Source organism: Pseudomonas sp. NUPR-002 (assembly GCF_056322725.1).
The window spans coordinates 6,148,751-6,173,356 of the sequence record NZ_CM150476.1 but is presented as its reverse complement, the minus strand read 5'-3'; the positions used below and the strand labels follow the sequence as shown (position 1 = coordinate 6,173,356).

The 24,606-nt window shown below is 59.5% G+C and carries 29 protein-coding genes and 3 pseudogenes; 11 read left to right on the top strand and 21 right to left on the bottom strand.

All coding sequences use genetic code 11. The features are described from left to right. Nucleotide 1 precedes the first annotated feature (1 nt). Both ACVWSC_RS28480 and ACVWSC_RS28475 read left to right on the top strand, forming a co-directional pair. On the top strand, nt 2–781 hold the full coding sequence (locus ACVWSC_RS28480; protein ID WP_442110878.1) for a gamma-glutamyl-gamma-aminobutyrate hydrolase family protein: 780 nt from the start codon (nt 2–4) through the stop codon (nt 779–781). A gap of 112 nt (nt 782–893) precedes the next feature. After that, nucleotides 894–2,444: an APC family permease gene (locus tag ACVWSC_RS28475; RefSeq protein WP_442110876.1), complete on the top strand. Its 1,551-nt coding sequence runs from the start codon at nt 894–896 to the stop codon at nt 2,442–2,444. A gap of 21 nt (nt 2,445–2,465) precedes the next feature. Here the strand turns inward: ACVWSC_RS28475 and gmk are convergent, their stop codons facing one another. Then, nucleotides 2,466–3,086, bottom strand: a complete 621-nt coding sequence (gene gmk / locus ACVWSC_RS28470; RefSeq protein WP_442110874.1) for a guanylate kinase — start codon at nt 3,084–3,086, stop codon at nt 2,466–2,468. Between the two features lie 13 nt (nt 3,087–3,099). Continuing rightward, entirely contained in the window at nt 3,100–3,963 is an 864-nt protein-coding gene (locus ACVWSC_RS28465; protein WP_442110872.1) for a YicC/YloC family endoribonuclease, read from the bottom strand. A gap of 241 nt (nt 3,964–4,204) precedes the next feature. Between ACVWSC_RS28465 and rph the strand changes: the two genes are divergently transcribed. From rph to ACVWSC_RS28445, 4 genes are all read left to right on the top strand, one after another. Next, nucleotides 4,205–4,927 carry a ribonuclease PH gene (gene rph / locus ACVWSC_RS28460; RefSeq protein WP_133213791.1) on the top strand — a complete coding sequence of 241 codons (723 nt, stop codon included), beginning with the start codon at nt 4,205–4,207 and terminating at the stop codon, nt 4,925–4,927. Nucleotides 4,928–4,951: 24 nt separating this feature from the next. After that, nucleotides 4,952–5,320: a DUF4870 domain-containing protein gene (locus ACVWSC_RS28455; protein ID WP_442110870.1), complete on the top strand. Its 369-nt coding sequence runs from the start codon at nt 4,952–4,954 to the stop codon at nt 5,318–5,320. A gap of 143 nt (nt 5,321–5,463) precedes the next feature. Then, entirely contained in the window at nt 5,464–5,766 is a 303-nt protein-coding gene (locus tag ACVWSC_RS28450) for a transposase (protein WP_442107852.1), read from the top strand. Further along, the gene (locus ACVWSC_RS28445) at nt 5,763–6,599 is read left to right on the top strand and encodes an IS3 family transposase (protein ID WP_442107850.1); all 837 of its coding nucleotides are present in this window, start codon (nt 5,763–5,765) and stop codon (nt 6,597–6,599) included. Before ACVWSC_RS28450 ends, ACVWSC_RS28445 begins: the two co-directional genes overlap by 4 nt. Nucleotides 6,600–6,767: 168 nt before the next feature. Here ACVWSC_RS28445 and ACVWSC_RS28440 read toward each other — a convergent pair whose 3' ends face one another. Then, entirely contained in the window at nt 6,768–7,547 is a 780-nt protein-coding gene (locus ACVWSC_RS28440; protein WP_028942456.1) for an exodeoxyribonuclease III, read from the bottom strand. 80 nt (nt 7,548–7,627) lie between these two features. On the opposite strand from ACVWSC_RS28440, the gene pyrE reads away from it, so the two are divergent. Continuing rightward, the gene (gene pyrE, locus ACVWSC_RS28435) at nt 7,628–8,269 is read left to right on the top strand and encodes an orotate phosphoribosyltransferase (protein ID WP_442110867.1); all 642 of its coding nucleotides are present in this window, start codon (nt 7,628–7,630) and stop codon (nt 8,267–8,269) included. 110 nt (nt 8,270–8,379) lie between these two features. On the opposite strand, the gene argB is transcribed toward pyrE, so the two are convergent. The 4 genes and pseudogenes from argB to coaBC all read right to left on the bottom strand — a co-directional run bounded on the left by argB (nt 8,380) and on the right by coaBC (nt 12,498). Next, complete coding sequence (gene argB, locus ACVWSC_RS28430; RefSeq protein ID WP_442110865.1) at nt 8,380–9,285, bottom strand: acetylglutamate kinase; 906 nt, start codon at nt 9,283–9,285, stop codon at nt 8,380–8,382. Nucleotides 9,286–9,314: 29 nt separating this feature from the next. Further along, nucleotides 9,315–10,691: pseudogene (locus ACVWSC_RS28425) on the bottom strand (phosphomannomutase/phosphoglucomutase); the annotation flags it as partial. 136 nt (nt 10,692–10,827) lie between these two features. Next, nucleotides 10,828–11,283: a dUTP diphosphatase gene (gene dut / locus ACVWSC_RS28420; protein WP_442110863.1), complete on the bottom strand. Its 456-nt coding sequence runs from the start codon at nt 11,281–11,283 to the stop codon at nt 10,828–10,830. A 6-nt stretch (nt 11,284–11,289) separates the two neighbouring features. After that, complete coding sequence (gene coaBC, locus ACVWSC_RS28415) at nt 11,290–12,498, bottom strand: bifunctional phosphopantothenoylcysteine decarboxylase/phosphopantothenate--cysteine ligase CoaBC (RefSeq protein WP_442110861.1); 1,209 nt, start codon at nt 12,496–12,498, stop codon at nt 11,290–11,292. A gap of 132 nt (nt 12,499–12,630) precedes the next feature. On the opposite strand from coaBC, the pseudogene radC reads away from it, so the two are divergent. Beyond that, nucleotides 12,631–13,143, top strand: a pseudogene (gene radC / locus ACVWSC_RS28410) (RadC family protein); the annotation flags it as partial. Between the two features lie 400 nt (nt 13,144–13,543). Continuing rightward, nucleotides 13,544–14,620 (top strand): ArsO family NAD(P)H-dependent flavin-containing monooxygenase, encoded by a 1,077-nt coding sequence (locus ACVWSC_RS28405; protein ID WP_442110859.1) that lies wholly within the window; start codon nt 13,544–13,546, stop codon nt 14,618–14,620. A 24-nt stretch (nt 14,621–14,644) separates the two neighbouring features. On the opposite strand, the gene arsJ is transcribed toward ACVWSC_RS28405, so the two are convergent. The 8 genes from arsJ to ACVWSC_RS28365 are packed head-to-tail and all read right to left on the bottom strand — an operon-like array spanning nt 14,645 to nt 20,508. Further along, complete coding sequence (gene arsJ / locus ACVWSC_RS28400) at nt 14,645–15,877, bottom strand: organoarsenical effux MFS transporter ArsJ (protein ID WP_442110857.1); 1,233 nt, start codon at nt 15,875–15,877, stop codon at nt 14,645–14,647. 9 nt (nt 15,878–15,886) lie between these two features. Then, nucleotides 15,887–16,891, bottom strand: coding sequence for an ArsJ-associated glyceraldehyde-3-phosphate dehydrogenase (locus ACVWSC_RS28395; protein WP_442110855.1), 1,005 nt, complete (start codon nt 16,889–16,891; stop codon nt 15,887–15,889). A gap of 32 nt (nt 16,892–16,923) precedes the next feature. Next, entirely contained in the window at nt 16,924–17,427 is a 504-nt protein-coding gene (locus tag ACVWSC_RS28390; RefSeq protein ID WP_197875463.1) for a cyclin-dependent kinase inhibitor 3 family protein, read from the bottom strand. Between the two features lie 11 nt (nt 17,428–17,438). Continuing rightward, the gene (arsH, locus tag ACVWSC_RS28385) at nt 17,439–18,155 is read right to left on the bottom strand and encodes an arsenical resistance protein ArsH (RefSeq protein WP_442110853.1); all 717 of its coding nucleotides are present in this window, start codon (nt 18,153–18,155) and stop codon (nt 17,439–17,441) included. A gap of 4 nt (nt 18,156–18,159) precedes the next feature. Next, nucleotides 18,160–19,221, bottom strand: a complete 1,062-nt coding sequence (arsB, locus tag ACVWSC_RS28380) for an ACR3 family arsenite efflux transporter (protein ID WP_442110851.1) — start codon at nt 19,219–19,221, stop codon at nt 18,160–18,162. Nucleotides 19,222–19,239: 18 nt separating this feature from the next. After that, nucleotides 19,240–19,710 carry an arsenate reductase ArsC gene (locus tag ACVWSC_RS28375; protein ID WP_442110849.1) on the bottom strand — a complete coding sequence of 157 codons (471 nt, stop codon included), beginning with the start codon at nt 19,708–19,710 and terminating at the stop codon, nt 19,240–19,242. 19 nt (nt 19,711–19,729) lie between these two features. Then, nucleotides 19,730–20,086 carry a metalloregulator ArsR/SmtB family transcription factor gene (locus tag ACVWSC_RS28370; protein ID WP_028944961.1) on the bottom strand — a complete coding sequence of 119 codons (357 nt, stop codon included), beginning with the start codon at nt 20,084–20,086 and terminating at the stop codon, nt 19,730–19,732. 8 nt (nt 20,087–20,094) lie between these two features. Further along, nucleotides 20,095–20,508, bottom strand: a complete 414-nt coding sequence (locus tag ACVWSC_RS28365; protein WP_442110847.1) for an arsenate reductase ArsC — start codon at nt 20,506–20,508, stop codon at nt 20,095–20,097. Nucleotides 20,509–20,623: 115 nt separating this feature from the next. Here ACVWSC_RS28365 and ACVWSC_RS28360 point away from each other — a divergent pair, with 115 nt between their 5' ends. Together ACVWSC_RS28360 and ACVWSC_RS28355 are read left to right on the top strand one after the other, a co-directional pair. Continuing rightward, the gene (locus tag ACVWSC_RS28360; protein WP_084589153.1) at nt 20,624–20,962 is read left to right on the top strand and encodes an ArsR/SmtB family transcription factor; all 339 of its coding nucleotides are present in this window, start codon (nt 20,624–20,626) and stop codon (nt 20,960–20,962) included. A 41-nt stretch (nt 20,963–21,003) separates the two neighbouring features. Beyond that, nucleotides 21,004–22,095, top strand: a complete 1,092-nt coding sequence (locus ACVWSC_RS28355; RefSeq protein WP_442110844.1) for an NAD(P)-binding domain-containing protein — start codon at nt 21,004–21,006, stop codon at nt 22,093–22,095. Between the two features lie 58 nt (nt 22,096–22,153). Here the strand turns inward: ACVWSC_RS28355 and ACVWSC_RS28350 are convergent. The 6 genes and pseudogenes from ACVWSC_RS28350 to ACVWSC_RS28325 form a co-directional block, all read right to left on the bottom strand. Beyond that, nucleotides 22,154–22,666: pseudogene (locus tag ACVWSC_RS28350) on the bottom strand (arsenic resistance protein); the annotation flags it as partial. A gap of 42 nt (nt 22,667–22,708) precedes the next feature. Further along, entirely contained in the window at nt 22,709–23,080 is a 372-nt protein-coding gene (locus ACVWSC_RS28345) for a hypothetical protein (protein WP_023103794.1), read from the bottom strand. Next, on the bottom strand, nt 23,077–23,403 hold the full coding sequence (locus ACVWSC_RS28340) for a hypothetical protein (RefSeq protein WP_000091614.1): 327 nt from the start codon (nt 23,401–23,403) through the stop codon (nt 23,077–23,079). Before ACVWSC_RS28340 ends, ACVWSC_RS28345 begins: the two co-directional genes overlap by 4 nt. A gap of 23 nt (nt 23,404–23,426) precedes the next feature. Next, nucleotides 23,427–23,762, bottom strand: a complete 336-nt coding sequence (locus ACVWSC_RS28335) for a hypothetical protein (RefSeq protein WP_000741275.1) — start codon at nt 23,760–23,762, stop codon at nt 23,427–23,429. Nucleotides 23,763–23,776: 14 nt separating this feature from the next. After that, nucleotides 23,777–24,112: a helix-turn-helix domain-containing protein gene (locus ACVWSC_RS28330; protein ID WP_001172026.1), complete on the bottom strand. Its 336-nt coding sequence runs from the start codon at nt 24,110–24,112 to the stop codon at nt 23,777–23,779. Further along, complete coding sequence (locus ACVWSC_RS28325) at nt 24,093–24,470, bottom strand: type II toxin-antitoxin system RelE/ParE family toxin (RefSeq protein ID WP_003151133.1); 378 nt, start codon at nt 24,468–24,470, stop codon at nt 24,093–24,095. The genes ACVWSC_RS28330 and ACVWSC_RS28325 overlap by 20 nt, the downstream gene beginning before the upstream one ends. Between the last annotated feature and the right edge of the window lie 136 nt (nt 24,471–24,606).

Below are 24,606 nucleotides of genomic sequence, written 5' to 3'. Positions count from 1 at the left end.
CATGCAAACTACCAATGACCTGCCGCCTTTGATTGGCATTTCTGCCTGTCGTCAGCAGTTGGGCAATAACTCGTCGCATACCGTCGGCGACAAGTATGTCGAAGCGGCAGGCTTTGCCGGCATCCCTTTGATCCTTCCCGCACGTGCCGAGCCGGGTGACCCGCAGCGCGTGCTGGAACGCCTCGATGGCATTCTTTTTACCGGTTCGCCTTCTAATGTTGAGCCGCATCATTACAATGGCGCCCCCAGCGTGGAAGGTACGAAGCACGATGTGTTTCGCGACCGGCTGACCCTGCCGTTGTTGCAGGCCGCCATTGCCACCGGTGTGCCGGTGTTCTGCATCTGCCGTGGATTCCAGGAATTGAACGTTGCCTTGGGCGGCACGCTGCACCAGCGGGTGCAGGAGCTGCCAGGTTTCCTCGACCACCGCGAGCCGCAGGACGCGCCACTGGAAGAGCAATACAGCCCACGCCATAGCGTTACCGTGCAGCCCGGCGGGCTGTTCGAACGACTGGGGCTGGAGCAGCACTTCATGGTCAATTCGCTTCACAGCCAGGGCATCAATCGCCTGGCTGACGGCCTGCGGGCCGAGGCCCTGGCGCCGGACGGATTGATCGAAGCGGTATCCATGGAGGATGCCCCAGGCTTTGTGGTCGGCGTGCAATGGCACCCCGAATACCGCTTGGCCGACAACCCGGTTTCGTTGCGTCTGTTCGAGGCGTTTCGTCAGGCATGTCTGGCCCGTGCAAGGGGTGAGCGTCACCGGGAGAAGACCCTATGAGGGTATCCGGTTGATCCGGAGCTGCATTACCAGGCAACAAGTTTCATTGAGTGCAAGTGGGCGCGCTGCGGGGCGCCCTGAAAAACAATAGTAAAAGCGGCGGCAACTACTCATGAGCGAATACGAAGCAGGCCTGTCCCCAGGTATGGGACAGGCTCGCACCCAGGAAAGCGGTGCATCGAAAGCAACCAAAGGGCTCGACGCAGGTCGGCTGGGGCTGCTGGCGAGCATTGTCCTGGGTATCTCCACCATTGCACCGGTCTACACCCTCACAGGCGCCCTCGGCCCAACCGTACGTGAAGTCGGCGCGCACCTGCCGGCGGTGTTCATCGTCGGCTTCCTGCCGATGCTGCTGGTAGCGCTGGGCTACCGCGAACTGAACTCGGCAGAGCCGGACAGCGGTACGTCCTTTACCTGGTCGGCGCGGGCGTTTGGCCCGATGATCGGCTGGATCGGCGGCTGGGGGTTGGTCACAGCCACCACCATTGTGCTGTCCAACCTTGCGGGGGTGGCCGTCGACTTCTTTTATCTGTTCCTTGGGCAGATCACCGGCAGCCACGAGGTGGCGGCGCTGGCGGATAACTTATTGATCAACATCGTCACCTGTTGCGTGTTCATTGCCATGGCGGTGTGGATTTGCTGCCGCGGGATCACCACCACCATGACGGTGCAGTACAGCCTGGTGGCGCTGCAGTTGGTGGTGCTAGTGGGCTTTGCCATGGCCGCGTTTGGCGAGTCGGCGCCGATGCCACCGCTGGAATTCGATTTTGCCTGGTTCAATCCATTCGGCGTCGAATCTTTCTCGGCATTTGCTGCTGGTCTGTCGTTGTCGATTTTCATCTTCTGGGGCTGGGACGTGTGCCTGAGCATCAGTGAAGAGTCCGTGGGCAGCGGTGACACCCCCGGCCGTGCGGCGACCCTGACCGTACTGCTGATTCTCGGTTTGTACCTGGTAACGGCGATTGCCACGCTGCAGTTTGCCGGTATTGGCGAAGATGGCCTGGGCCTGAACAACCCGCGTATCCAGGAAAACGTCTTTGCTCACCTGGCAGGTCCGGTCATGGGCCCGCTGGCTATTCTGATGTCGATCGCGGTATTGGCCAGCACCGCAGCCTCGCTGCAGTCGACCTTCGTGGCGCCCGCGCGCACTTTGCTGGCCATGGGTTACTACGGTGCGGTACCGGAGCGCTTCGCCAACATTTGCCCACGTTCGAAAACCCCGCGTTACGCGACGATCTGCGCCGGTGTGGCGGCGGGCGTGTTCTACGTGACCATGCGTACCCTGAGTGAAAACGTACTGGCCGACACCATCACTGCCCTGGGCATGATGATCTGCTTCTACTACTCGCTGACGGCGTATGCCTGTGTCTGGTACTTCCGCCGCAGCCTGTTCGACAGCGTGCGTCACTTCCTGATGCGTGGCCTGTGCCCGCTGCTGGGCGGTGGCATTCTCTCGGTGATCTTCCTGCAGACCGCCTACGACAGTGCTTCGCCGTCGTTCGGCAGCGGTTCGCACGTGGGTGGTTTGGGGTTGGTGTTCGTGATCGCAGTGATCATCACCCTGCTGGGGCTGGGCCTGATGATGCTGTCACGCCTGCGGGCGCCGGCGTTCTTCCTGGGCATGACCCTGCAACGTCACGCCATGGTCTCCAGCCGCCGCTAAGCGGCTGGAGTAGCTGGTTGCTCAGGCAAGCAATTGCTTGAGCAGCTGGCCATGACGCTGCTGCTGGTGCGCCTGCAGCAAGCGGTTGGCGCGGAATACCGCTTTGAGGTCTTCCAGCGCAGTGGCGAAGTCATCGTTGATGATGACGAAGTCATATTCGTCGTAATGACTCATCTCGCTCACGGCTTCACGCATCCGTCCCTCGATGATCTCATCGCTGTCCTGGCCACGGTTGGTCAGGCGCTGACGCAGGGCTTCCTGGGTCGGCGGCAGGATGAAGATCGAGCGCGCCTCAGGCATCAACTTGCGCACCTGCTGAGCACCTTGCCAGTCGATTTCCAGAATCAGGTCGTGACCCTGGTCGAGGGTTTGCTGCAGCGCGCTGCGCGACGTGCCGTAGAAATTGCCGAACACTTCAGCCTGCTCGAGGAAGTCGCCTTGCTCGATCATCAGCTTGAATTCGGTGTGCTCGACAAAGTGGTAGTTCACGCCGTGCACTTCGCCCGGGCGCATGGCGCGGGTGGTGTGCGAGACCGAAACCTGGATGCTGTTGTCTGCGTCGATCAGGGCTTTGACCAGGCTGGTTTTACCAGCGCCGGACGGGGCCGAAACGATATAAAGGGTGCCGCTGCTGTGATTCATGGTGGGTGTGGCCTTACTCAATGTTCTGTACTTGTTCACGCATCTGCTCGATCAGTACCTTGAGGTTGACCGCGGACTGGGTGCTGCGTGGGTCGAAGGCTTTGGAGCCCAGGGTGTTGGCTTCGCGATTGAGCTCCTGCATCAGGAAGTCCAGGCGTCGGCCAGCGGCGCCACCGGATTTAAGCACCCGGCGTACTTCGGTGATGTGGGTGTTCAAACGGTCGAGTTCTTCGGCAACGTCGCTTTTTTGCGCCAGCAGGACCATTTCCTGCTCCAGGCGCTGCGGGTCGAGCTCGGCTTGCATGTCGGCAAAGCGGTCGAGGACCTTCTGGCGCTGGGCGGCCAGCATCTGCGGCACCAGGGCGCGCAGGGTGGTGACTTCACTGGCCATGCCGTCCAGGCGCTCATTGATCAGGCGGGCCAGTTCGGTGCCTTCACGGTTGCGGCCGTTCTTCAGTTCATTCAGCGCCTCAACGAACAATTCCATGGCTTCGTTGTTGAGGGTTTGCGGGTCATTGGCGTCGGCGACCAGCACACCCGGCCAGGCCAGCACTTCCAGCGGGTTCAGCGGTGCCGGCTGCTTGATCAGGCTGGCGACGGTCTCGGCGGCAGCCACCAGTTGGGCGGCGCGTTCACGGTCAACCTGCAGTGGCTTGCCGGTGCTTTCTTCATTGAAGCGCAGGGTGCATTCGACCTTGCCGCGCGACAGGCCCTGGCGCAGGGCTTCACGCACCGCGCCTTCGAGATCGCGCAGGGCTTCGGGCAAACGCAGGTGCGGTTCCAGGTAGCGGTGGTTGACCGAGCGTAGTTCCCAGATCAGGGTGCCCTGGCTACCGGCGCGCTCGACACGAGCAAAAGCGGTCATGCTGTGCACCATGGGGAGTACCTCGCAAAAAAGGGTCAAGAAAAAGCCAACCGGCTGCAAAGGCGCAAGATTGTAGCGCAGTGCGGCGCTGGCTCCCAATCCACTGATGTTACAAACACTCAGGCAACTTCCGGAAAAAACCGACCGATGCCGCTGGGATCTCCATTCTAGAGGCTGCGACAATAGGCATGTCCTCAACGCCCGCTGCGCTCTATAATGCTGGGCAGATTCAAACCCAGTACAGGTATCCCAAATGAAACGTCCAAGTGGTCGCGCTGCCGATCAGCTTCGCTCGATCCGCATCACCCGCAACTACACCAAACACGCCGAGGGATCAGTACTGGTCGAGTTCGGTGACACTAAAGTCGTCTGCACTGTCAGCGTCGAGAACGGCGTGCCGCGCTTCCTCAAAGGCCAGGGCCAAGGCTGGCTGACCGCCGAATACGGCATGCTGCCGCGCTCCACCGGTGAGCGTAACCAGCGTGAAGCAGCGCGTGGCAAGCAGGGTGGCCGCACCCTGGAAATCCAGCGCCTGATTGGCCGTTCGCTGCGCGCTGCGCTGGACATGAGCAAACTTGGCGACATCACCCTGTACGTCGACTGCGACGTGATCCAGGCTGACGGCGGCACCCGCACCGCGTCGATCACCGGCGCCATGGTGGCCCTGGTTGATGCCCTGCGCGTGGTCAAGAAGCGTGGCGGCCTGAAGGGCGGTGACCCGCTCAAGCACATGATCGCTGCCGTTTCGGTCGGCATGTATCAGGGCGAAGCGGTACTCGACCTCGACTACCTGGAAGACTCGGCTGCCGAGACTGACCTCAATGTGGTCATGACCAGCAAAGGCGGCTTCATTGAAGTTCAGGGTACTGCCGAAGGCGCGCCGTTCCAGCCTGAAGAGCTCAACGCCATGCTGGCGCTGGCGCAAAAAGGCATGGTCGATCTGTTCGAGCTGCAGCAGGCATCGCTGGCTGACTGATCTCGACAACGCAAGGAGCGGAACATGAACGAGCAGCCGTTACAGTTGCCGACCCCCAATGCCGAGATTCGTCAGTGGGCGATGTTCTGCCACTTGGCGGCTCTGGCCGGGCTGCTGATGCCGTTTGGCCATGTGCTGGGGCCGTTGGTGATGTGGCTGTGGAAGAAAAACCTGGACCCGTTCATCGACGACCAGGGCAAGGAAGCGTTGAACTTCCAGCTCACCGTGTTCCTGGCCTCGCTGGCCTGTTATGCACTGTTGTACGTGCTGGTGGGCTTCGTACTGTACGGCATCCTTGTAGTCTACGCGCTGGTGTTCACCATCATCGCTGGGGTCAAGGCCAACAATGGTCAGGCCTATCGCTACCCGCTGACCTTGCGACTGATCAGATAATGATCCGCTGAATGCAATTGTGGGGGCAACGGTGTGGGAGCAACTGTCTTGCACCACCTGTGGGAGCGGGCTTGAACTGGCCTAATGATCCTGGACACCTCAATCGGGCGCTATGATGGCGCCCAAACCTGAGGTGTTTGGATATGCGTAATTCTTACTCGAGTGACTTCAAGCTACAGGCGGCCAGCATGGTGCTGGACGAAGGCCAATCAGTTCCACAGGTCTGTGCCAGTTTAGGCATTGGCCCTACAGCGTTGCGTCGTTGGGTCGATCAACTGCGCCAGGAGCGTCAAGGCTTAACCCCTGTGGGTGCCAAGGCAATAACGGCAGACCAGCAGGAAATCCAACGGCTCAAAGCCCTGCTCAAGCAGAAAGACCGGGATATCGAAATCCTAAAAAAGGCCAGCGCTCTCCTGCTTTTGGACGCCAAAGATCACTCGCGTTGATCGATGAGCTGGGTGAGCAATACGGCGTTAATGAGTGTTGTCGGGTGCTTGGGGTCAGCCGCAGCAGTTTCTACTGCTGGCGCCAGCGTAAGGACCGGCGTTACCCCGGACGGGAAAAACTCAAGGCCCAGTTGATCAGACATCATCGTGAGTCGAGAGGGGCGGCAGGTTCGCGCACCTTGGCCAAGATGCTGCAAGCCAGTGGACACCCAGTCGGCCGCTTCAAGGCGCGCCGCCTGATGCAAGAAGCTGGGATCAGCAGCCGTCAACGCAGACGCCACAAATACAAATCTTCAGGCGTTGAAGCCCTGACCGCACCGCACGAGCTCAAACGGCAATTCGATGTGCGGGCGACAAATGAGGTCTGGTGCGGAGATGTAACGTACATCAAGGCTGGTAAGCGCTGGCTGTACTTCGCGGCTGTCTTGGACTTGTTTGCACGGCGGATTGTCGGCTGGTCGTTCTCGATGATCTCGGATGCTGAACTGACCTGCGCGGCCTTACGCATGGCAACCGAGCTGCGCGGACGCCCCAAGGGTGTGCTATTTCACTCTGACCAAGGCTGTCAGTACACCAGCCACAAGTTCAGAAATGAGCTGCGCGAGCATGGGCACCGGCAGAGCATGAGCCGTAAAGGCGAGTGCTGGGACAACGCCCCGATGGAGCGGTTTTTTGGAAGCCTGAAATCTGAGTGGGTACCCGAAGATGGCTACGACTCGGAGCATGAGGCCCGAATGGATGTGCAGCGCTTTATCACCCGCTACAACACCACTAGGCCTCACAGCTACAACGGATACCGGTCGCCGGTCGAGGCAGAGAAGCTGGCGGCGTAAACCTTAACGGGTGTCCAGGATTACTTGACCAGTTCAGCTTGCCCCGCGAACACGGGCGAAGCCGGTGCCATTCACCGCAGTGCCTGCTTCGCGGGGCAAGCCCGCTCCCACAGAAGTTTCAGGCACAAAAAAACCGACGTGATGTCGGTTTTTTTGTGCCTGAACGAATCAGATCGTCAGCGTCCAGTCGTAGTCCACGATCAGTGGCGCGTGCTGGGAGAAGCGTGGCTGACGCGGCAGGCGAGCGCTACGCACGAAGCGGCGCAAGCCAGGGGTCAGCAGCTGGTAGTCGAAACGCCAGCCCAGGTTGAGCATCTCGGCCTGCTCGTTGTCTGGCCACCAGCTGTACTGGTCGCCTTCACGGCTGACTTCACGCAGGGCGTCGACATAGCCCATGTCACCGACAACGGTGTCCATCCAGGCCCGTTCAGGCGCCAGGAAGCCCGGCGACTGCTGGCCGTCGCGCCAGTTTTTGACGTCGAGCTTCTGCTGCGCCACGTACAACGAGCCGCAATAGATGTATTCACGACGCTTGCGCCGCTGTTTGTCCAGGTACTTGGCGAAGTCGTCCATCAACTTGAACTTCTGGTTCAAGTCTTCATCGCCGTTCATTCCCGAAGGCAGCAGCAGCGTTGCGATGCTTACCTTGTCGAAATCGGCCTGCAGGTAACGTCCGTAGCGGTCGGCTGTCTCGAAGCCCAGGCCGCTGATGACTGCCTTGGGCTGCAACCGCGAATAAAGCGCCACGCCGCCTTGGGCGGGAACTTCTGCGTCGCAGGCATAAAGGAAGTAGCCATCAAGCTGGAAAGCTGGGTCGTCGAGTTCAAAGGCCGAGGCGCGGGTATCCTGAAGGCAGATGACGTCAGCATTCTGGGCTTGTAGCCAGCTGAGCAAACCACGCTCAACGGCAGCCTGAATGCCATTAACGTTCACACTGATGATCCGCATAAATGGCCCCAAAAATCTCGTGCGTGTATGATACCCGAGCTGTACTCATTTAGCTAAATCCGTGGTATCCGGGACTCTTCATGCAGCCGTATCAGCGCGACTTCATTCGTTTTGCCATCGACCGCGGGGTTCTGCGCTTCGGTGAATTCACTCTCAAATCCGGGCGCACCAGCCCGTATTTCTTCAATGCCGGCCTGTTCAACAGTGGCTCGGCCCTGGCTCAGCTCGGGCGTTTCTATGCGGCGGCGATCGTCGACAGCAAGATTTCGTTCGATGTGCTGTTCGGCCCAGCCTACAAGGGTATTCCCCTGGCAGCAGCCACGGCTGTGGCGCTGGCGGAACAGCATAACCTTGATTTGCCATGGTGCTTCAACCGTAAAGAAGCCAAAGCGCACGGCGAAGGTGGCAGCCTGGTTGGCGCGCCATTGGTCGGCGACGTGCTGATCATCGACGACGTGATCACTGCCGGCACCGCGATTCGTGAAGTCATGCAGATTATCCAGGGTCAGCAGGCCAAGGCTGCAGGCGTTCTGATCGCGCTGAACCGCCAGGAGCGCGGTAACGGCGAGCTGTCGGCGATCCAGGAAGTGGAGCGCGACTTCGGTATTCCGGTGGTCAGCATCGTTTCGTTGACGCAGGTGCTGGAATTCCTCGCGGATGATCCGGCGCTCAAGCAGCACTTGCCGGCCGTCGAGGCGTATCGGGCCCAGTACGGGGTCTGAGGCAAATAAAAAGGCGACCCTAATAGGTCGCCTTTTTATTTGTTGATCGCGGGGCAAGCCCGCTCCCACCTGGACTGTGGGAGCGGGCTTGCCCCGCGATGAATGACGCCTTAACGCGGCTTGCTGTTGGTAATCAGGGTACCCACACCACTGTCGGTGAAGATTTCCAGCAGCACCGCATTCGGAACACGGCCGTCGATGATGTGCGAACTGTTGACGCCGCCTTGCACTGCTTCCAGTGCGCAGCGGATCTTCGGCAGCATGCCGCCGTAGATGGTGCCGTCAGCGATCAGCTCGTTGACCTGCTCGGTGGTCAGGCCGGTCAGCACGGTGCCTTGCTTGTCCATCAGGCCAGCGATGTTGGTCAACAGCATCAGCTTCTCAGCTTTCAGCGCTTCGGCCACCTTGCCAGCCACCAGGTCGGCGTTGATGTTGTACGACTCACCGTTGGCACCCACGCCGATCGGCGCGATAACCGGAATGAAGTCGCCTTTGACCAGCATATTGAGCAGGTCGGTGTTCACGCTGGTGACCTCACCCACATGACCGATATCGATGATTTCCGGGGTGGTCATCTCTGGGGTCTGGCGGGTGACGGTGAGCTTTTTCGCACGGATCAGCTGGGCGTCTTTACCGGTCAGGCCGATGGCGCTGCCGCCATGGCTGTTGATCAGGTTGACGATGTCCTTGTTCACCTGGCCGCCCAGGACCATCTCGACCACGTCCATGGTCTGTGCGTCGGTGACGCGCATGCCATCGATGAAGTGGCTTTCGATCGACAGACGCTTGAGCAGGTCACCGATCTGCGGGCCACCGCCATGCACGACCACCGGGTTGATGCCGACCGCTTTCATCAGCACGACATCGCGGGCAAAGCCGGTTTTGAGCTCTTCGCTCTCCATCGCGTTGCCGCCGTATTTGATCACCAGGGTCTTGCCGACAAAGCGGCGGATGTAAGGCAGCGCTTCGGACAAAACCTTGGCGACATGGGTGGCGGCATCGCGATCGAGGGTCATGCAGGGCTCCAGTTGGAACAGATAGTCAGTCAGAACTTGGGTTGCAGATCAGGAGCAACGCGCTTCAACTGGGCGCGGAAGACTTCCTGGATACGCTGCAGTTCGGCGTCGTTGTCGGCCTCGAAGCGTAACACCAGCACCGGTGTGGTGTTGGAGGCGCGAACCAGGCCCCAGCCGTGGGGATAATCGACCCGCACACCGTCAATGGTGGTCAGGTTGGCATCTTGGCCCCAGTCGGCTTCGCGTTGCAGTGCATCAATGATGCTGAATTTACCGTCGTCGGTCACATCAATATTGATTTCCGGCGTGGAAATATCATTTGGGAACGCCGCGAACAGCTGTTCGGCATCGGTATCGGCCTTGCTGAGGATCTCCAGCAGGCGGGCGGCACTGTAAATGCCGTCGTCGAAACCATACCAACGTTCCTTGATGAAGATGTGTCCGCTCATCTCACCGGCCAGCAGCGCGCCGGTTTGTTTCATCTTCTTTTTGATCAACGAGTGACCGGTCTTCCACATTAGTGCGCGACCACCGTACTGCTCGATCAGCGGCGTCAGGCGGCGTGTGCATTTAACGTCGAAGATGATTTCTGCGCCCGGGTTGCGCTCGATGACGTCTTTGGCGAACAGCATCAGCAGGCGATCGGGATAAACGATGGTGCCGGTGTTGGTGACCACACCGACGCGGTCGCCATCGCCATCGAAGGCCAGGCCCAGGTCAGCCCCGGTTTCCTTGACCTTGGCAATCAGGTCAACCAGGTTCTCGGGCTTGCCCGGATCTGGGTGGTGATTAGGGAAGTTGCCATCAACATCGCAGAACAACGGGATCATTTCGCAGCCAAGTGCTTCGATCAGCTGCGGTGCGATCACACCGGCTGCACCGTTACCGCAGTCAACGACGACCTTGAGTTTTTTCGCCAGCTTGATGTCAGCGGTGATCTGCTGGAAATAGCGATCAAGGATTTCGACTTTCTCGACGCTGCCTTCGCCGCGGCTCAAGTCGTTGGTTTGCAGGCGGATCAGCAGGGCCTGGATTTGCTCGTTGGCCAGCGTGTCGCCAGCAATGACGATTTTGAAACCGTTGTAGTTCGGCGGGTTGTGGCTGCCGGTGAGCATCACACCGGATTTGCCAGCCAGCACGTTGGCGGCGTAGTACAGGGCAGGGGTCGGCACCAGGCCGACATCGCTGACCTGGCAGCCGGCTTCAGCCAGGCCCTTGATCAATTGCTCAACCAGCATCGGGCCAGACAGGCGGCCGTCACGGCCGACGGAAATGTTCGGTTCGCCCTGGGCCAGGGTTTGCGCACCAATGGCGCGGCCGATCCAGTAGGCGGTTTCGGCAGTCAGGGTGTCACCGACAACGCCACGGATGTCGTAAGCACGGAAAATGCTTGCTGGGAGTGCAGGTACCAGGTGTGCCATGTCGTTCATCTCTGGGGGGCTCCATTATCGAGGGCGTGCAGGGCAGGCTTGAACTGAACGCTTTGACGGTCATTTCGCCAGAGAGTTCGCCATCCTTGGCGCACAGTGGGCAGCGGGTGGATCACTTGCTGCCGGAATGTCCAAAGCCACCAGCGCCACGCTGGCTCTCATCGAATGCTTCGACGATGTCGAAATGCGCCTGCACCACAGGTACCAGAACCAGCTGTGCAATGCGTTCGCCAATGGCGATGGTGAAAGGGGTCTGGCCACGGTTCCAGCAGGAAACCATCAGCTCGCCCTGGTAGTCGGAATCGATCAGGCCGACCAGGTTGCCCAGCACGATGCCGTGCTTGTGGCCCAGGCCCGAGCGCGGCAGGATCAGCGCGGCCAGGCCAGGGTCGCCGATGTAGACGGACAGGCCGGTAGGGATCAGCAGGGTCTGGCCAGGTTCCAGAACGGTGTCTTCTTTGAGCATGGCGCGCAGGTCGAGACCGGCCGAGCCCGGGGTAGCGTACTGAGGCAGCGGGAATTCGTTGCCGATGCGTGGATCAAGAATCTTGGCTTGTAGAGCGTGCATGCAGAGTTAAACCTGGTTGAGACGTTCGGCGATAAAAGCAACCAGCTGACGGGCGATCTTGCCCTTGCTGGTCTGTGCGAAGAGTGTTGCGTGTAGCTCGCGATCGATGACGCTGCAGGCGTTTTCCTCGCTGTTGAAGCCGATGCTGGGGTTGGCCACATCATTGGCGACGATCAGGTCGAGGTTTTTGTCCTTGAGCTTGCGCGCAGCGTAGTCGAGCAGGTGTTCGGTCTCGGCGGCGAAGCCGACGCTGAACGGGCGGTCGGGACGGGTGGAGATACTGGCGAGAATGTCCGGGTTGCGGACCATCTGCAGCAGCAGGCCGTCACCTGTCGTAGGGTCTTTCTTGAGTTTTTGTGGTGCAACCACTTCTGGGCGGTAGTCTGCGACTGCCGCCGAGGCGATGAACACATCACAAGGCATTGCCGCTTCGCAGGCTGCCAGCATGTCGCGGGCGCTGACCACGTCGATACGGGTAACCCGGTCAGGCGTTGGCAGGTGCACCGGGCCACTGATCAGGGTCACTTTGGCACCGGCTTCTACCGCCGCTTCGGCCAGGGCAAAGCCCATTTTCCCGGAGCTGTGGTTGGTGATGTAGCGCACCGGGTCGATGTTTTCCTGGGTCGGGCCGGCAGTGATGACAATGTGTTTACCGGTCAGCGACTCGCGCTTGAAGGTTTCTGCCGCGCACCAGGCCAGGTCAGTGGCTTCGAGCATGCGGCCCAGGCCGACATCGCCACAGGCCTGGCTGCCGGAGGCCGGGCCGAACACCTGAATGCCACGGCTTTGCAGCAATTCAAGGTTGGCCTGGGTGGCCGGATCGCGCCACATGGCCTGGTTCATCGCTGGCGCGACGGCTACGGTGGCGTCGGTAGCGAGCACCAGCGTGGTCAGCAGATCATCAGCCACGCCTTGCGCCATGCGCGCCAGCAAATCGGCGGTGGCTGGCGCAATCAGCACCAGATCGGCCCATTTGGCCAGTTCGATATGGCCCATCGCCGCTTCGGCAGCAGGGTCCAATAGGTCCATGTGCACCGGGTGACCGGACAGTGCTTGCAGGGTGAGCGGAGTGATGAATTCCGCGCCGCCGCGGGTCATGACGACACGCACCTGCGCACCGTGTTCCAGGAGTCGGCGAACCAGTTCGGCACTCTTGTAGGCGGCGATGCCGCCGCCGACGCCGAGAACGATGCGCTTACGATACAGCCGCTGCATAGGCTTGCCTTTTGCTCAGTGATTGCACGCGGCGACGACGCCTCCCCAGGCCGAATCGTCGCGTAAAAATGAGCGGGTAATGTAGCACAGGGCTGAAACACAGGAGCAGTACCGATAGACAGGGAGGTGCGGATGAGTATCAGGGATTGGCCTTCGGCGGAGCGGCCAAGGGAAAAGTTGTTGGAGCAAGGGGTAGCCAGTCTCTCGGATGCTGAGCTGCTGGCCATATTTCTACGCACCGGCGTGCGGGGTTACAGCGCTGTTGATCTGGCTCGGCATCTACTTGGGCAATTCGGAGGTTTACGGGGATTGTTGCAGGCTGATGCCAAGCGCTTCAATCAGGAGTTTGGCCTGGGGCCTGCCAAATTCGCCCAGTTACAGGCCGTGATGGAAATGTCCCGTCGCCATTTGGCGGGCCGGCTGCGTCGCGACTCCGCGCTGCAGAGTCCGCAGGCAGTCAGAGACTTTCTCAAGGCCCAGTTGCGCCATGAGCCTCACGAAGTGTTCGCGTGCATGTTTCTCGATACCAAGCACCGACTGCTCGGTTTCGAGGCGCTGTTTCGCGGCACCATCGATGGTGCCAGTGTTTACCCACGACAAGTGATAAAGCGAGCGCTGGCACACAATGCAGCAGCGCTGATCCTCCGCGGTTATGGTGTCAAACAAAATGTTGCGTGAGCTTCTAGGTACTGAGTTAGAGCTATTTTGTAAGCATTATCTTTGACTAGGTGTTTCATCCAGAGATGTTGCATCTGTCGCGGTACAGGAATCATCGTGGGTCACTAAAAATCCTCCAGCGCGCCGCCGTGCTAACCTATTTTCTCACTATAAATCGCAGTGGTTTATGAAAAAATAGGCTAACAAGGGGCAAAGAGGGCTCTCTTCGATTTCTTCATTGTGCTCGCCTTTGTGGGAAGTACGATTTTTATCAGCGTCTGGCTGATCGGGGTAAAACCCACCATCCAACTTGAAGCGTTAAGGGTGTTAGAAGTAAAGCTCCCTATCTGAAAAGATACCTCCATCACTGGTTCGTAGGAGCGTCCGGATGAAAGCTCATGAAGAGCACTTGTGGGATGTGGTCATTATCGGCGGTGGTCAAGCTGCCCTGGCTACGGCGTATTTCTTACGCCGCACTCGGCTCTCGTTCATTATTCTCGACGCCGAGAAGGGCCCCGGTGGGGCTTGGCGTCACGGCTGGAACTCCTTGCGATTGTTCTCCCCGGCTACCTGGAGCTCCATTCCCGGCTGGATGATGCCACCGGTGCAGGATGGCTATCCCACTCGCGCGCATGTCATTGATTACCTGACGCAGTATGAAGCGCGCTATCAGTTCCCCATCGAGCGGCCGGTGCAAGTCACCTCCGTCGAACGCGTCGCCGGCGCGTTACGTGTGCGCTCGGAGCAGGGGCATTGGGATGCCAAAGCCGTTGTCAGTGCCACGGGAACCTGGAGCAATCCCAATATTCCCGCATACCCTGGTGCCGAGTTATTCCTTGGCCAACAGCTGCATTCCGCCCACTATGTTGAACCACAGGCCTTCTCGGGAAAGCGTGTGCTGGTTGTCGGTGGCGGAAACTCTGGGGCACAGATTCTAGCGGAAGTTTCCAAAGTGGCAGACGCGACCTGGGTAACACCAACCGATCCGCTTTTCCTGCCTGACGATGTGGATGGTCGTGTGCTGTTCGAGAGGGCCACGGAGCGCTGGAAAGCCCAGATGGAGGGGCGTGTTATTGATCAACCTGTAGGTGGGTTGGGTGATGTCGTGATGGTGCCGCCTGTGGTCGAAGCACGTGAACGGGACGTACTCCACGCTGTGCGCCCTTTCGTGCGCTTCACACCTGATGGTGTGGTCTGGACCGATGGTTCGGAGTCAGCAGTCGATTCGGTGATCTGGTGCACCGGATTCAAACCGGCTTTAGGGCACCTGGCCAGCCTTGGGGTGGTTACCGAGGACGGGCGAGTGGCGGTCGAGGGGACTCGCGCTGTGAACGAACCGAGGCTATGGCTGGTGGGCTATGGGGAATGGACGGGATCGGCGTCAGCGACTTTGATCGGGGTTACCCGTACAGCCCGCAGCACTATCGCTGAAATCGAACAATTACTGGTAAAGGCGGAGGCATGAGAGCCCCCGCCTGATGGTCGCTGGTCAGCTTGGCTGCTGTGTAGTGTCGCCGTGCCTGGGCAAGGCGATTGAGATGAGGGCGGCAGCCAGTACAAAAGCGCTCGATACCCACAAGCAGGCTTCCAGGCCATAAGCTTGGAACACCCAGCCGGAAAGCAGGGTGCCGAGCAGTCGTCCCAGAGCGTTGGACATGTAGTAGAAGCCCACGTCTAGTGAGACCCCGTCTTCCTTGGCATAGCTGACGATCAGGTAGCTATGCAGCGATGAATTCACGGCGAACAGCACGCCGAACAGCATCAGCCCACCAAGCAATACCACCTGAGCCGACCAGTCTGCAGTCAACCCCAGAGCAATGAGTGCGGGCAGTCCTGCCAGCGCGATGGCCCAGGTAAAGGCTGCCCGGCCGTCCGGCACATGGCCACGCTTCTTGCCAGTGAAGCTGGGGGCAAAAGATTGCACGATGCCGTAGCCGATGATCCAGGTAGCAAGAAAGCCACCGACCAGCCAGAAGTCCCAGCCGAATGCGGTGCTCAGGTAGACCGGCAGCGCGACGACAAACCAGACGTCGCGAGCGCCAAAGAGAAACAGTCGTGCGGCCGAGAGGATGTTGATCGCCCGGCTCTTGGACAGCATGTCGCGAAACTTCGGTTTGGCCTTGGCTTTTCCCAAGTCCTTTTTCAGCAGGATCAAACTGCCGATCCAGATCAGAGCCAGTACTGTTGCCATGGCCAGCACCGCCAGGGTGAAACCGAGCAGCGCAAGCAGTGCTCCCCCGAGGAAGAAGCCCACGCCTTTAAGCGCGTTTTTCGAGCCCGTCAGTATGGCCACCCACTTGTAGAGGGTGCCTTGCTGGCTGTCCGGTACCAGGAGCTTGATGGAGCTCTTGGCGCTCATCTTGTTCAAGTCCTTGGCGATACCGGACATCGCTTGGGCGGCCATCACCCACGGCACTGTCAGCGAGGCTGCTGGTACCGTGAGCATCAGCAGCGCGATGACTTGCATGCCAAGGCCGATGTTCATGGTGCGGTTGAGCCCCAGGCGGGCGCCGAGGTAGCCGCCCACGAGGTTGGTTATCACTCCGAACACTTCGTAGAACAGGAACAGCGCCGCGATCTGCAGCGGCGTGTAGCCCAGCGAATGGAAGTGCAGTACCACCAACATGCGCAATGCGCCGTCGGTTAGGGTGAAGGCCCAGTAGTTGCCGGTAACTAGCAGGTACTGACGCACTTCCGCAGACAGGGCTGACAACGCCTTCATGATCGCCGTTTACTCCGCTGCGCCGACCAGGCGTGCCAGTTCAACCGCACGGTTGGCGTAGCCCCACTCGTTGTCGTACCAGGCGTAGATCTTCACCTGGGTGCCGTTGACCACCAGAGTCGACAGTGCATCGATGATCGAGGACCGCGGATCGGTGCGGTAGTCGATGGACACCAGAGGGCGTTCTTCGTAGCCCAGGATGTCTTTCAGCGGCCCTTCGGCAGCCGCGTTCAGCAGCGCGTTGACCTCTTCAGCCGTCGTCTCACGTTCCACTTCGAACACGCAATCAGTCAGCGAGGCGTTGGCCAGCGGTACACGCACGGCGTGACCATTCAGCTTGCCGCGCAGTTCGGGGAAGATCTCGGCGATCGCTGTAGCCGAACCGGTGGTGGTCGGGATCAGGCTCATGCCTGAGGCACGGGCGCGGCGCAGGTCCTTATGCGGTGTATCGAGGATGCTCTGGGTGTTGGTCAGGTCGTGGATGGTGGTGATCGAGCCGTGGCGGATGCCCAGGTTCTCGTGTATCACTTTGACTACAGGAGCCAGGCAGTTGGTGGTGCACGAAGCGGCGGTGACAATGCGGTGCTGAGCCGGGTCGAACAGGTGCTGGTTTACGCCCATCACCACGTTCAGCGCGCCTTTTTCCTTCACCGGGGCACAGACCACCACGCGTTTGACGCCCTGATCCAGGTAGGCCTGGAGCACGGCTACCGACTTCATCTTGCCGCTGGCCTCGATGACTAGGTCGCAGCCCGACCAGTCGGTGTCGGCGATGGTCTTGTTCGCTGTGACCTTGATGCGTTTGCCATCGATCACCACCGAGTCGCCTTCTGCACCTGCTTCGCGGTGCCAGCGTCCGTGGATCGAGTCGAAGTTGATCAGGTGGGCGTGGGTCTCAGCGTCCCCGGCCGGGTCATTGATCTGTACGAATTCGAATTCCGGCCAGTCCCAGGACGCGCGCATCGCCAAGCGACCGATACGTCCAAACCCATTGATGCCTACTTTGATTGCCATGTTCTTGTTCTCGAGTCGCGGTTCGCGAGCGGTCAGAGGGTATTGGTGAACTGATTGATGTAGCTGACGTGTGCAGGGTTTTGAATCGCTCGCGGGCGCAGGGCCTGAACCTGAGCGATGGCCTCGTGCACAGGGATGCCGCACTCGATCATCAGGCGGGCTGCGAACAAGCCGGTACGGCCCGAGCCACCCTTGCAGTGAATAGCGATCGATTTGCCAGCCATCACCAGCTCTTTTAGGCGCTCCCGATGGGTTTCCCAGGCGGCAGCAAAGGGCTCGCCGGGAGCCTGATCATCCTCCACCGGCAGGTGGAACCACTCGAGGCCCAACAGCTGGCATTCCTCAGGCAGTAGATCAACCTCGTTCTGCAGCAGCTCTTCATCCGGCATCAGGGTTACCAGTGCGCTCGCACCGGCATCGCGCAGTGTCGCTAGAGCCTGGGAGACCGACGTGTCCTTGGTACCAGGGCACGGGGTGAAGATCAGTTGGCCGATCAACTGTGGAGTAGTCAGCACGGAATACGGGTGCAGTTGCATGCTCAAAAGCCTCAGATGGAGCGTTGATTGACGCGCTTCGATAGTTCTTCAGCCGACTCTTTGCGTTCGGAGTATCGATCGACCATATAGTCGGCGCGATCACGTAGAAGCAGGGTGAACTTCACCAGCTCCTCCATCACGTCGACGACACGGTCGTAGTACGCAGAAGGCTTCATGCGGCCCTTCTCGTCGAACTCCAGATAGGCCTTCGGCACTGACGACTGGTTAGGGATGGTGAACATGCGCATCCAGCGGCCGAGCACGCGCAGTTGGTTGACCACGTTGAACGACTGCGAGCCACCGCAGACCTGCATCACCGCGAGGGTCTTGCCCTGCGTCGGGCGCACAGCCCCCATGCTCAGCGGAATCCAGTCTATCTGCGACTTGAACACGCCGGTCATCGCACCGTGGCGTTCTGGCGAACACCAGACCATGCCTTCCGACCAGAGCACCAGGTCGCGCAGCTCTTTGACCATGGGATGGTCGTCGGGTACGTCATCCGGCAGCGGCAGGCCGGACGGATTGAAAATCCGCGTCTCGGCACCGAAGTGCTCCAGCAGGCGGGCTGCTTCCTCGGTCAGAAGGCGGCTGAAAGAGCGTTCTCGGGTTGATCCATACAGCAGCAGGATGCGCGGTTTGTGAGTGGACTGCTGCTCGATAGCCAGCTTTTCGGAAGAAGGCAGATCGATCAGATCACTGTCGATGTTGGGGATATGGTGTTCGGTCATGATTTCACTCCTGGGACAAGGCACCAGATGGCTGATCGAACCAGCGACGCTTGAGCCACAAGGCAACGCCGACCAGGGAGATCAGTACCGGTACTTCCACCAAAGGCCCTATGACGGTGGCAAACGCTACCGGCGAGGCAAGGCCGAAAGTGGCAATGGCCACGGCAATGGCCAGTTCGAAGTTGTTACTGGCAGCGGTAAATGCCAGCGCGGTGGTGCGTGGGTAGTCGGCCTCCAGCAGCTTGCCCATCCAGAAGCTGATGAAGAACATCACCACGAAGTAGATGGTCAGTGGGATGGCGATGCGCAGCACATCCAGAGGCAGTTGCAGCACCATGTCGCCTTTCAGGCTGAACATAGCGACGATGGTCAGCAGCAACGCTACGAGCGTCAGCGGGCTGATCTTCGGAATGAAGCGCTCCTCGTACCATGCGGAGCCCTTACGGCTGATCAGGATCTTGCGGGTCAGGAAGCCAGCCAGGAATGGGATACCCAGATAGATCAGTACCGATTGGGCAATTTCGATGAAGCTGGTTTCGATGATGCTACCTTCCAGGCCGAACAGCGGCGGCAGAAGGTCCAAGAAGATCCAGGCATACACGCTGAAGAACAGAATTTGGAAGATGCTGTTGAAGGCGACCAAGCCCGCAACGTACTGGTTGTTGCCGCCCGCGATCTGGTTCCACACCAGCACCATGGCGATGCAGCGTGCCAAGCCGATGAGGATCAGGCCGGTCATGTACTCGGGCTTGTCGGAGAGGAAAACGACAGCCAGCCCGAACATCAGCACCGGGCCAATCACCCAATTCTGAATCAGCGACAAGGCGAGGATGCGCTTGTCTTTGAAGACCTGTGGCAGCTCCTCGTATTTCACCTTCGCCAATGGCGGGTACATCATGACGATCAGGCCAATGGCAATGGGGATGTTTGTCGAGCCAACCGACAGGCTGTTCAGCCATGCAGGCAGTCCCTGGAAGAGACTGCCGAGGCCAATGCCAAGGCCCATGGCCAAAAAGATCCAGACCGTTAGGTAGCGATCGAGGAATGAAAGGCGGCTCTTGCTCATGGTGAATCTCCCTTAACGTCAGAGCGTTCCGATGCGTGCCAGCTCGGCCTTGAGCTGGGCGGCATCCAGTTGTTCAAAAGGCAATGCGAGGAATGCCGTAATGCGGCGCTTGATGTGTTCAAGCGTGGCGTCGAAAGCCTCATCCAGTTCGGCGGCACTACCTTGCAAGTCGGACGGATCAGAAAGCCCCCAGTGGGCCTTCACTGCCGGCCCGAAGAACACGGGGCATGCTTCGCCAGCGGCTTTGTCGCAGACGGTGATGACAAAGTCCGGGGCGAGCTCGGCGTGTGCATCACTGGACTTGCTGTTGAGACCATCGGTGGAAATACCGGCGCGCTGCAGCGTGGCGATGGACAACGGATGCACCTCGCCCTTGGGCTGGCTGCCGGCGCTGAAGGCGTTCATACCGGCCGGGGCCAGGTGGTTGAAAACGGCTTCGGACAGGATGCTACGGCAGCTATTGGCGGTGCAGAGGAACAGAACTTTCATCGGCTTTTCTCGGCAGTGATCAGCAGCAGGAGGCCACGCGCTGTGGGCGGTCACCCATGGTGTCCAGTCGTTTGGAGCTGGTGCTCAGCCATTCGCGATTGGCCTCCAGCGTCGTTGCCAGGACCTCGCGTACCCAAGCGGGCAGCTCGGGATGTAGCCGGTAGTAAACCCATTGACCCTGGCGGCGGTCTTCCAGCAGGTCACACGTGCGCAATTGCGCCAGGTGGCGGGAAACCTTGGGCTGGCTTTCTTCCAGCGCACAGGTCAGTTCACAGACGCAGAGCTCTTCCTCGCGAGCGATCAGCAACATCATCCGAATGCGGGTCTCGTCGGCGAGACATTTGAAAACCTTGGTGGGGGTCAGCGAGTCAGTCATTGCGGTTCTCAGTGTTTGGTTTTCACGAGGACGAACATCTTGATGCGCTCATGAATCTCGTGGAGCGTGTGGCGAAAGGCGTCGTGTTTGTCGCTGGTGACAGGGTCTTCGAAGCTCCATACCAGCTGCTCGCCATAAGCCGGAAGCGCTTGGCATTCCTGGGCGGCCTTGTCACAGAGGGTAATGACGTAGTCGAAGTGTTCACCGGCAAACTCGTCGATGGACTTGCTACGCAGGGCGCTGGAGTCGATGGCGAGGTGCTCAAGGGCGGCATAGGTTCGCGGGTCGACTTCGCCAGGCTGAGTACCTGCACTGAAAGCCTCGAAGCGCACGGGGTCTGTGTGTCGGAGCAATGCTTCGGCGAGCTGGGGGCGAGCAGCGTTGGCGGTGCAAACAAACAGGACGCGAATCTTGCCAGTCATCACTAGATACTCTCCGTGCATATGGTTTTCCGAATATACGCTTTTCCGAATGTATCGCAAGCTTGTGATGATGGGTGGCTTTACATGTGCGTCTTCATGCACATATATTGTGCTCATGATGACTACCGATAATCTCCGCGCCCAAGCTATCGATGCTGCCATCGAGTCGCTGGATGAAGCCTTCTTCAAAGCTCTCTGCGAACCCTCTAGGGTCGCGGTGTTCAAGCGCGTGCTTCAGCTAGGGAGGGCGGATGTCGGCGAAATCGCAAAAGCCTTGCCGCAGGAGCGCTCCGTGATCTCAAGGCACTTACAGGTGCTGCACGACGCTCACATCGTGAAAGCCACCAAAGTGGGCAGACAGGTTTTCTATGAAGTGAATGGCGGGGCGATCGTTGAACGTTTGGAGATACTCCTCCAGCGAACCAAGGGTCTTGTTTCGCTGTGCTGCCCGTAGTTTGGCTTTTTTTCTCTTGATATATGCATGAGTGTGCACATATGAATGAATCGAGTCGTACTTTGGATGTAATTGTCGTTGGGGGAGGCCAAGCAGGTTTGGCGCTTGGTTGGCACTTGCAGCAACACGGCTTGGATTTTCTCATCATCGATGAGCAGACACGCCCAGGCGGAAACTGGCGTAACTACTACGACAGCCTGCAGTTGTTCTCGCCGGCGGAATACTCGGCGTTGCCAGGGCTGCCGTTTCCTGGTGACCCCAAGAGCTATCCACTACGAGACGAGGTGGTGCAGTACCTGGAAGCCTACGCTGTCGAGTTTCGACTTCCTTTTCAGGGAAGTACTCGAGTGATGGGCGTAGCGCAGAAGGGAAAGATGTTTGAGGTCCACTGCGACACCGGAGCAATCTTCACCGCGCGTTCTGTGGTCGTAGCATCGGGAGGGTTTAGCCGTCCGTTTACACCCAGTGTTCCTGGGCTGGAGGGCTTTTCAGGGACTTGTTTGCACAGCTCGGCTTATCGAACGCCAAAGCCCTTTGTTGGCCAGCGTGTTGTAGTGGTTGGAGCTGCGAACTCAGCTGTCCAGATCGCCTATGAGCTTGCAGGCGTCGCGGAGGTAGTGCTGGCTACCCGCGAGAAAATCCGTTTCTTCCCGCAGCGAATCCTCGGACTCGATTTTCATACCTGGCTGAAATTCACCAAGCTGGAGCAAACACGATGGTTGAGTGACCAGAGTACGCCCGTGCTCGATACCGGTAAGTACCGGAAAGCTCTCAACTCCGGTCGATTCCGGCGCAGGGCCATGTTCCAGCAAGTGCTAGCCGATTCTGTTGTCTGGCCGGACAGAAGCACGACCCAGGTCGATGCGCTGATCTTTGCGACGGGCTTCCAGCCAAACCTTGATTTCCTGACAGGCCTCCCGGTCGCAGACCGGAGTGGGCGTGTGCTGCAGCACCACGGTGTGGCCAGCCAGGTGCCCGGTTTGTACTTCGTGGGCTTGCCTAAACAAAGAAACTTCGCCTCGGCAACACTCAGGGGCGTGGGTATTGACGCCGGTTACCTGATGCCACGACTGCATCATCATCTGGGCAAGAGTCGCCCGCCGCAGCTGTCAGCTTCACCCCGCCGGGTCTGATCTTTGGCTGGACAGCAGAGCGAAAGTGGAGGTTGCAGGCGCCGGTTTCGTGATGCAGTCAGCGACTGAGAGACGCTGTGGTCGCCGATCGATTCCGGCAAAGGAGCGATGGAATCGCTCGAACATAGATCAGCTCGAAGACTAACTCAACGAGGGTCTGGGTGATGACTGCGGCGGCAGCGAGTCCGCGTAGTTCTTCGGGCAAGGCCAAGGCGAGCGGCAGGACCACTAGCGAATTGCGCGTCGAGGTACTGAATGTCACCGCCCTGGCCGCTCCGACGGGCAGTTTGAACATCTTCGCGACCAAGGCGCCGATCATTGGGGCCAGGAAAGCGAAGGCGATATAGACAGGTAGCACCGGGGCGAGCAGTTCGATCTGGTTCACCACAGGGGCGATCTGGGAGCCGACCACTGCGATCAGTACTGCAGCCATTGCCGGTACCGGCAACCAGGCCCAGGCATCGGCCCAGACTTTTACTACTGTGGAGCGTTTGAGCAGGGTTTCGGTCAGCAGGGCCAGAATCAGGGGGGCCACGATCAGCACAAGGAAGGCTTCGAGAAACGGGCCGACCTGGGGTTGTAAGCCGGAAACCCAGAAATTTCCGTCAGCCGATCAACATGGCTTGTCTCGCGCTTGGTCGATGAGTTCCTGCATCGCCCGCATGACTTCTTCGTGGGTGTACGACTTGGCGTTGGGGTCGTCGGCCTCTCGGAGAGCTTCCTCGACCTCGCGGGTCATCCGCACATATTCTTCCGGCCACAGCGCTTGCTCCATGCGCAGCGACGCCTGCCCAAGCAGGTGCAGCAGGCCGAACAGCCGCATGTCATTGGTGGCGACGACGTGCTCTCGAATCCGCTCCTGGATCACCTCGCAGGCCCGATGCGCCTCTGGCGTCGCCGTGCCCTCGTAGCCGGCTGGGAGTTCTGCTTCTTCAGCGATTCGCGCCCAAGCGATAGCCAGCGCCTCGATGGTGGACAGGTTCATTTGCTCATCCACTTGCGCAGCAGACGCTTTTTCAGGGAGGCGCGCTCTTGCGGATTGCGTCCCTTGTGGTTGGCAATGCGATCCGCCGTGGCGGCCTGGCGCTTGATGGGCCAGTAGGAGCGGCCATCCTTACCCATCGACCAGACGTTGCTGACCTGGTTTTCCAGTAGAGGCAGATGGGCGCATAGAGCTTCCGGCGACGCGCTGGCCAGCGCGGTGCGCTCGTGGGTTCGCCAGCGCTGATGCCAGAGTTTCTTGTCCTCGCGCTCGCTACGGCAGGTCGTGTGCCCAACGATGGGCGTTTTGCGGCGGCTGCGGCTCATGATGTGGTTGTCTCCAAGAACATTCAGGACAGGCTTTCTGGGTAGAGCGCCGTCAACCGGGACAGGGTTTCTTGCACTTGTTCCAGCGAGGTCATCAGATGATCAACCTGATCCTGAAGATCCACGGCGAGATCAAATAGCTCAGCCACTCGGCTGCGTGATCCCTCGTTGAACGCGGCCATTGCCAGTTGATGCAGCTTCAACAGGTCGGTGCGCAGTTGCGGAGGTGCGCCGTCTGCGCTGTCATTCAAATCGCCGCGCAGCACGTCCACGGCATCGACTGCACGCAGCAGTGCCGTGGTATCGAAATTCTCGGGAGTCAGTTCGTCCCATTCGTCGTCGGTGATGCGGGCTGCCATCAGGAGAGCTCCGATTAAGCGGTTGCGAGCGTTAGATGCCCGATCGGCTCGGCTGCTGGCCGTACCTTGATTTCGATGTCGTAGCCGAGGCGATTCAGACAATCCATCAGCTTGCGTTCGGATAGATTGGTGAAGTCGCCGCGCATCATGCCCGACACCTTCGGTTGCGGGATGCCCATGCGTTTGGCCGCCGCTTGTTGAGTCAGCCCAAGGGCGCGCATGGCCCTCCTGATCTCGACCACCAGGCCGGTCTTGATCTTGAGCTTTTCAGCGTCAGGCAGTCCAAGGTCGGCAAAGACGTTGCCCGAGCTGCGCTGAACCTCGACGCCTTCAATGATTCGTTTTTGCATTTCGTAGCTCCTGTGCCAATACCTCGGCCACCTTCAGCCGAGCGCGGATGATGTCCATGTCGGCCTTTGGCGTGGCGATTCCGCTCTTGCTCTTCTTCTGGAAGCAGTGCAGGACGAACACCGCTTCCGCAAACTTGACCGTGTATACCGCTCGATAGGTGCCGCCGGCATCGTCTTCGACGACCTCCAGCACGCCGGCACCACCGAACCCCTTGAGCACCTTTGCTGCGTCATCCTGATCGCCTATCTGCGCCAACGAGAGCGCGTAACCGAAACGGCGACGCACGTCGGACGGCAACGCCATCAAATCCTTGTGGCTGCTCGCGATCCATTCGAGCGGTTTTTCTTTGTTTGTCATGACGGAATTTTATACCTGTTCAGGTAATGATGTAAACGCGGCAACCTCAAGGAGGTGTCGTAAAACATTTGTTTTGCGACAGGCTGTCAGCCGCCGCTGTGCTACCTGTGCAACACCCCCTCAAAAATGTACGGAA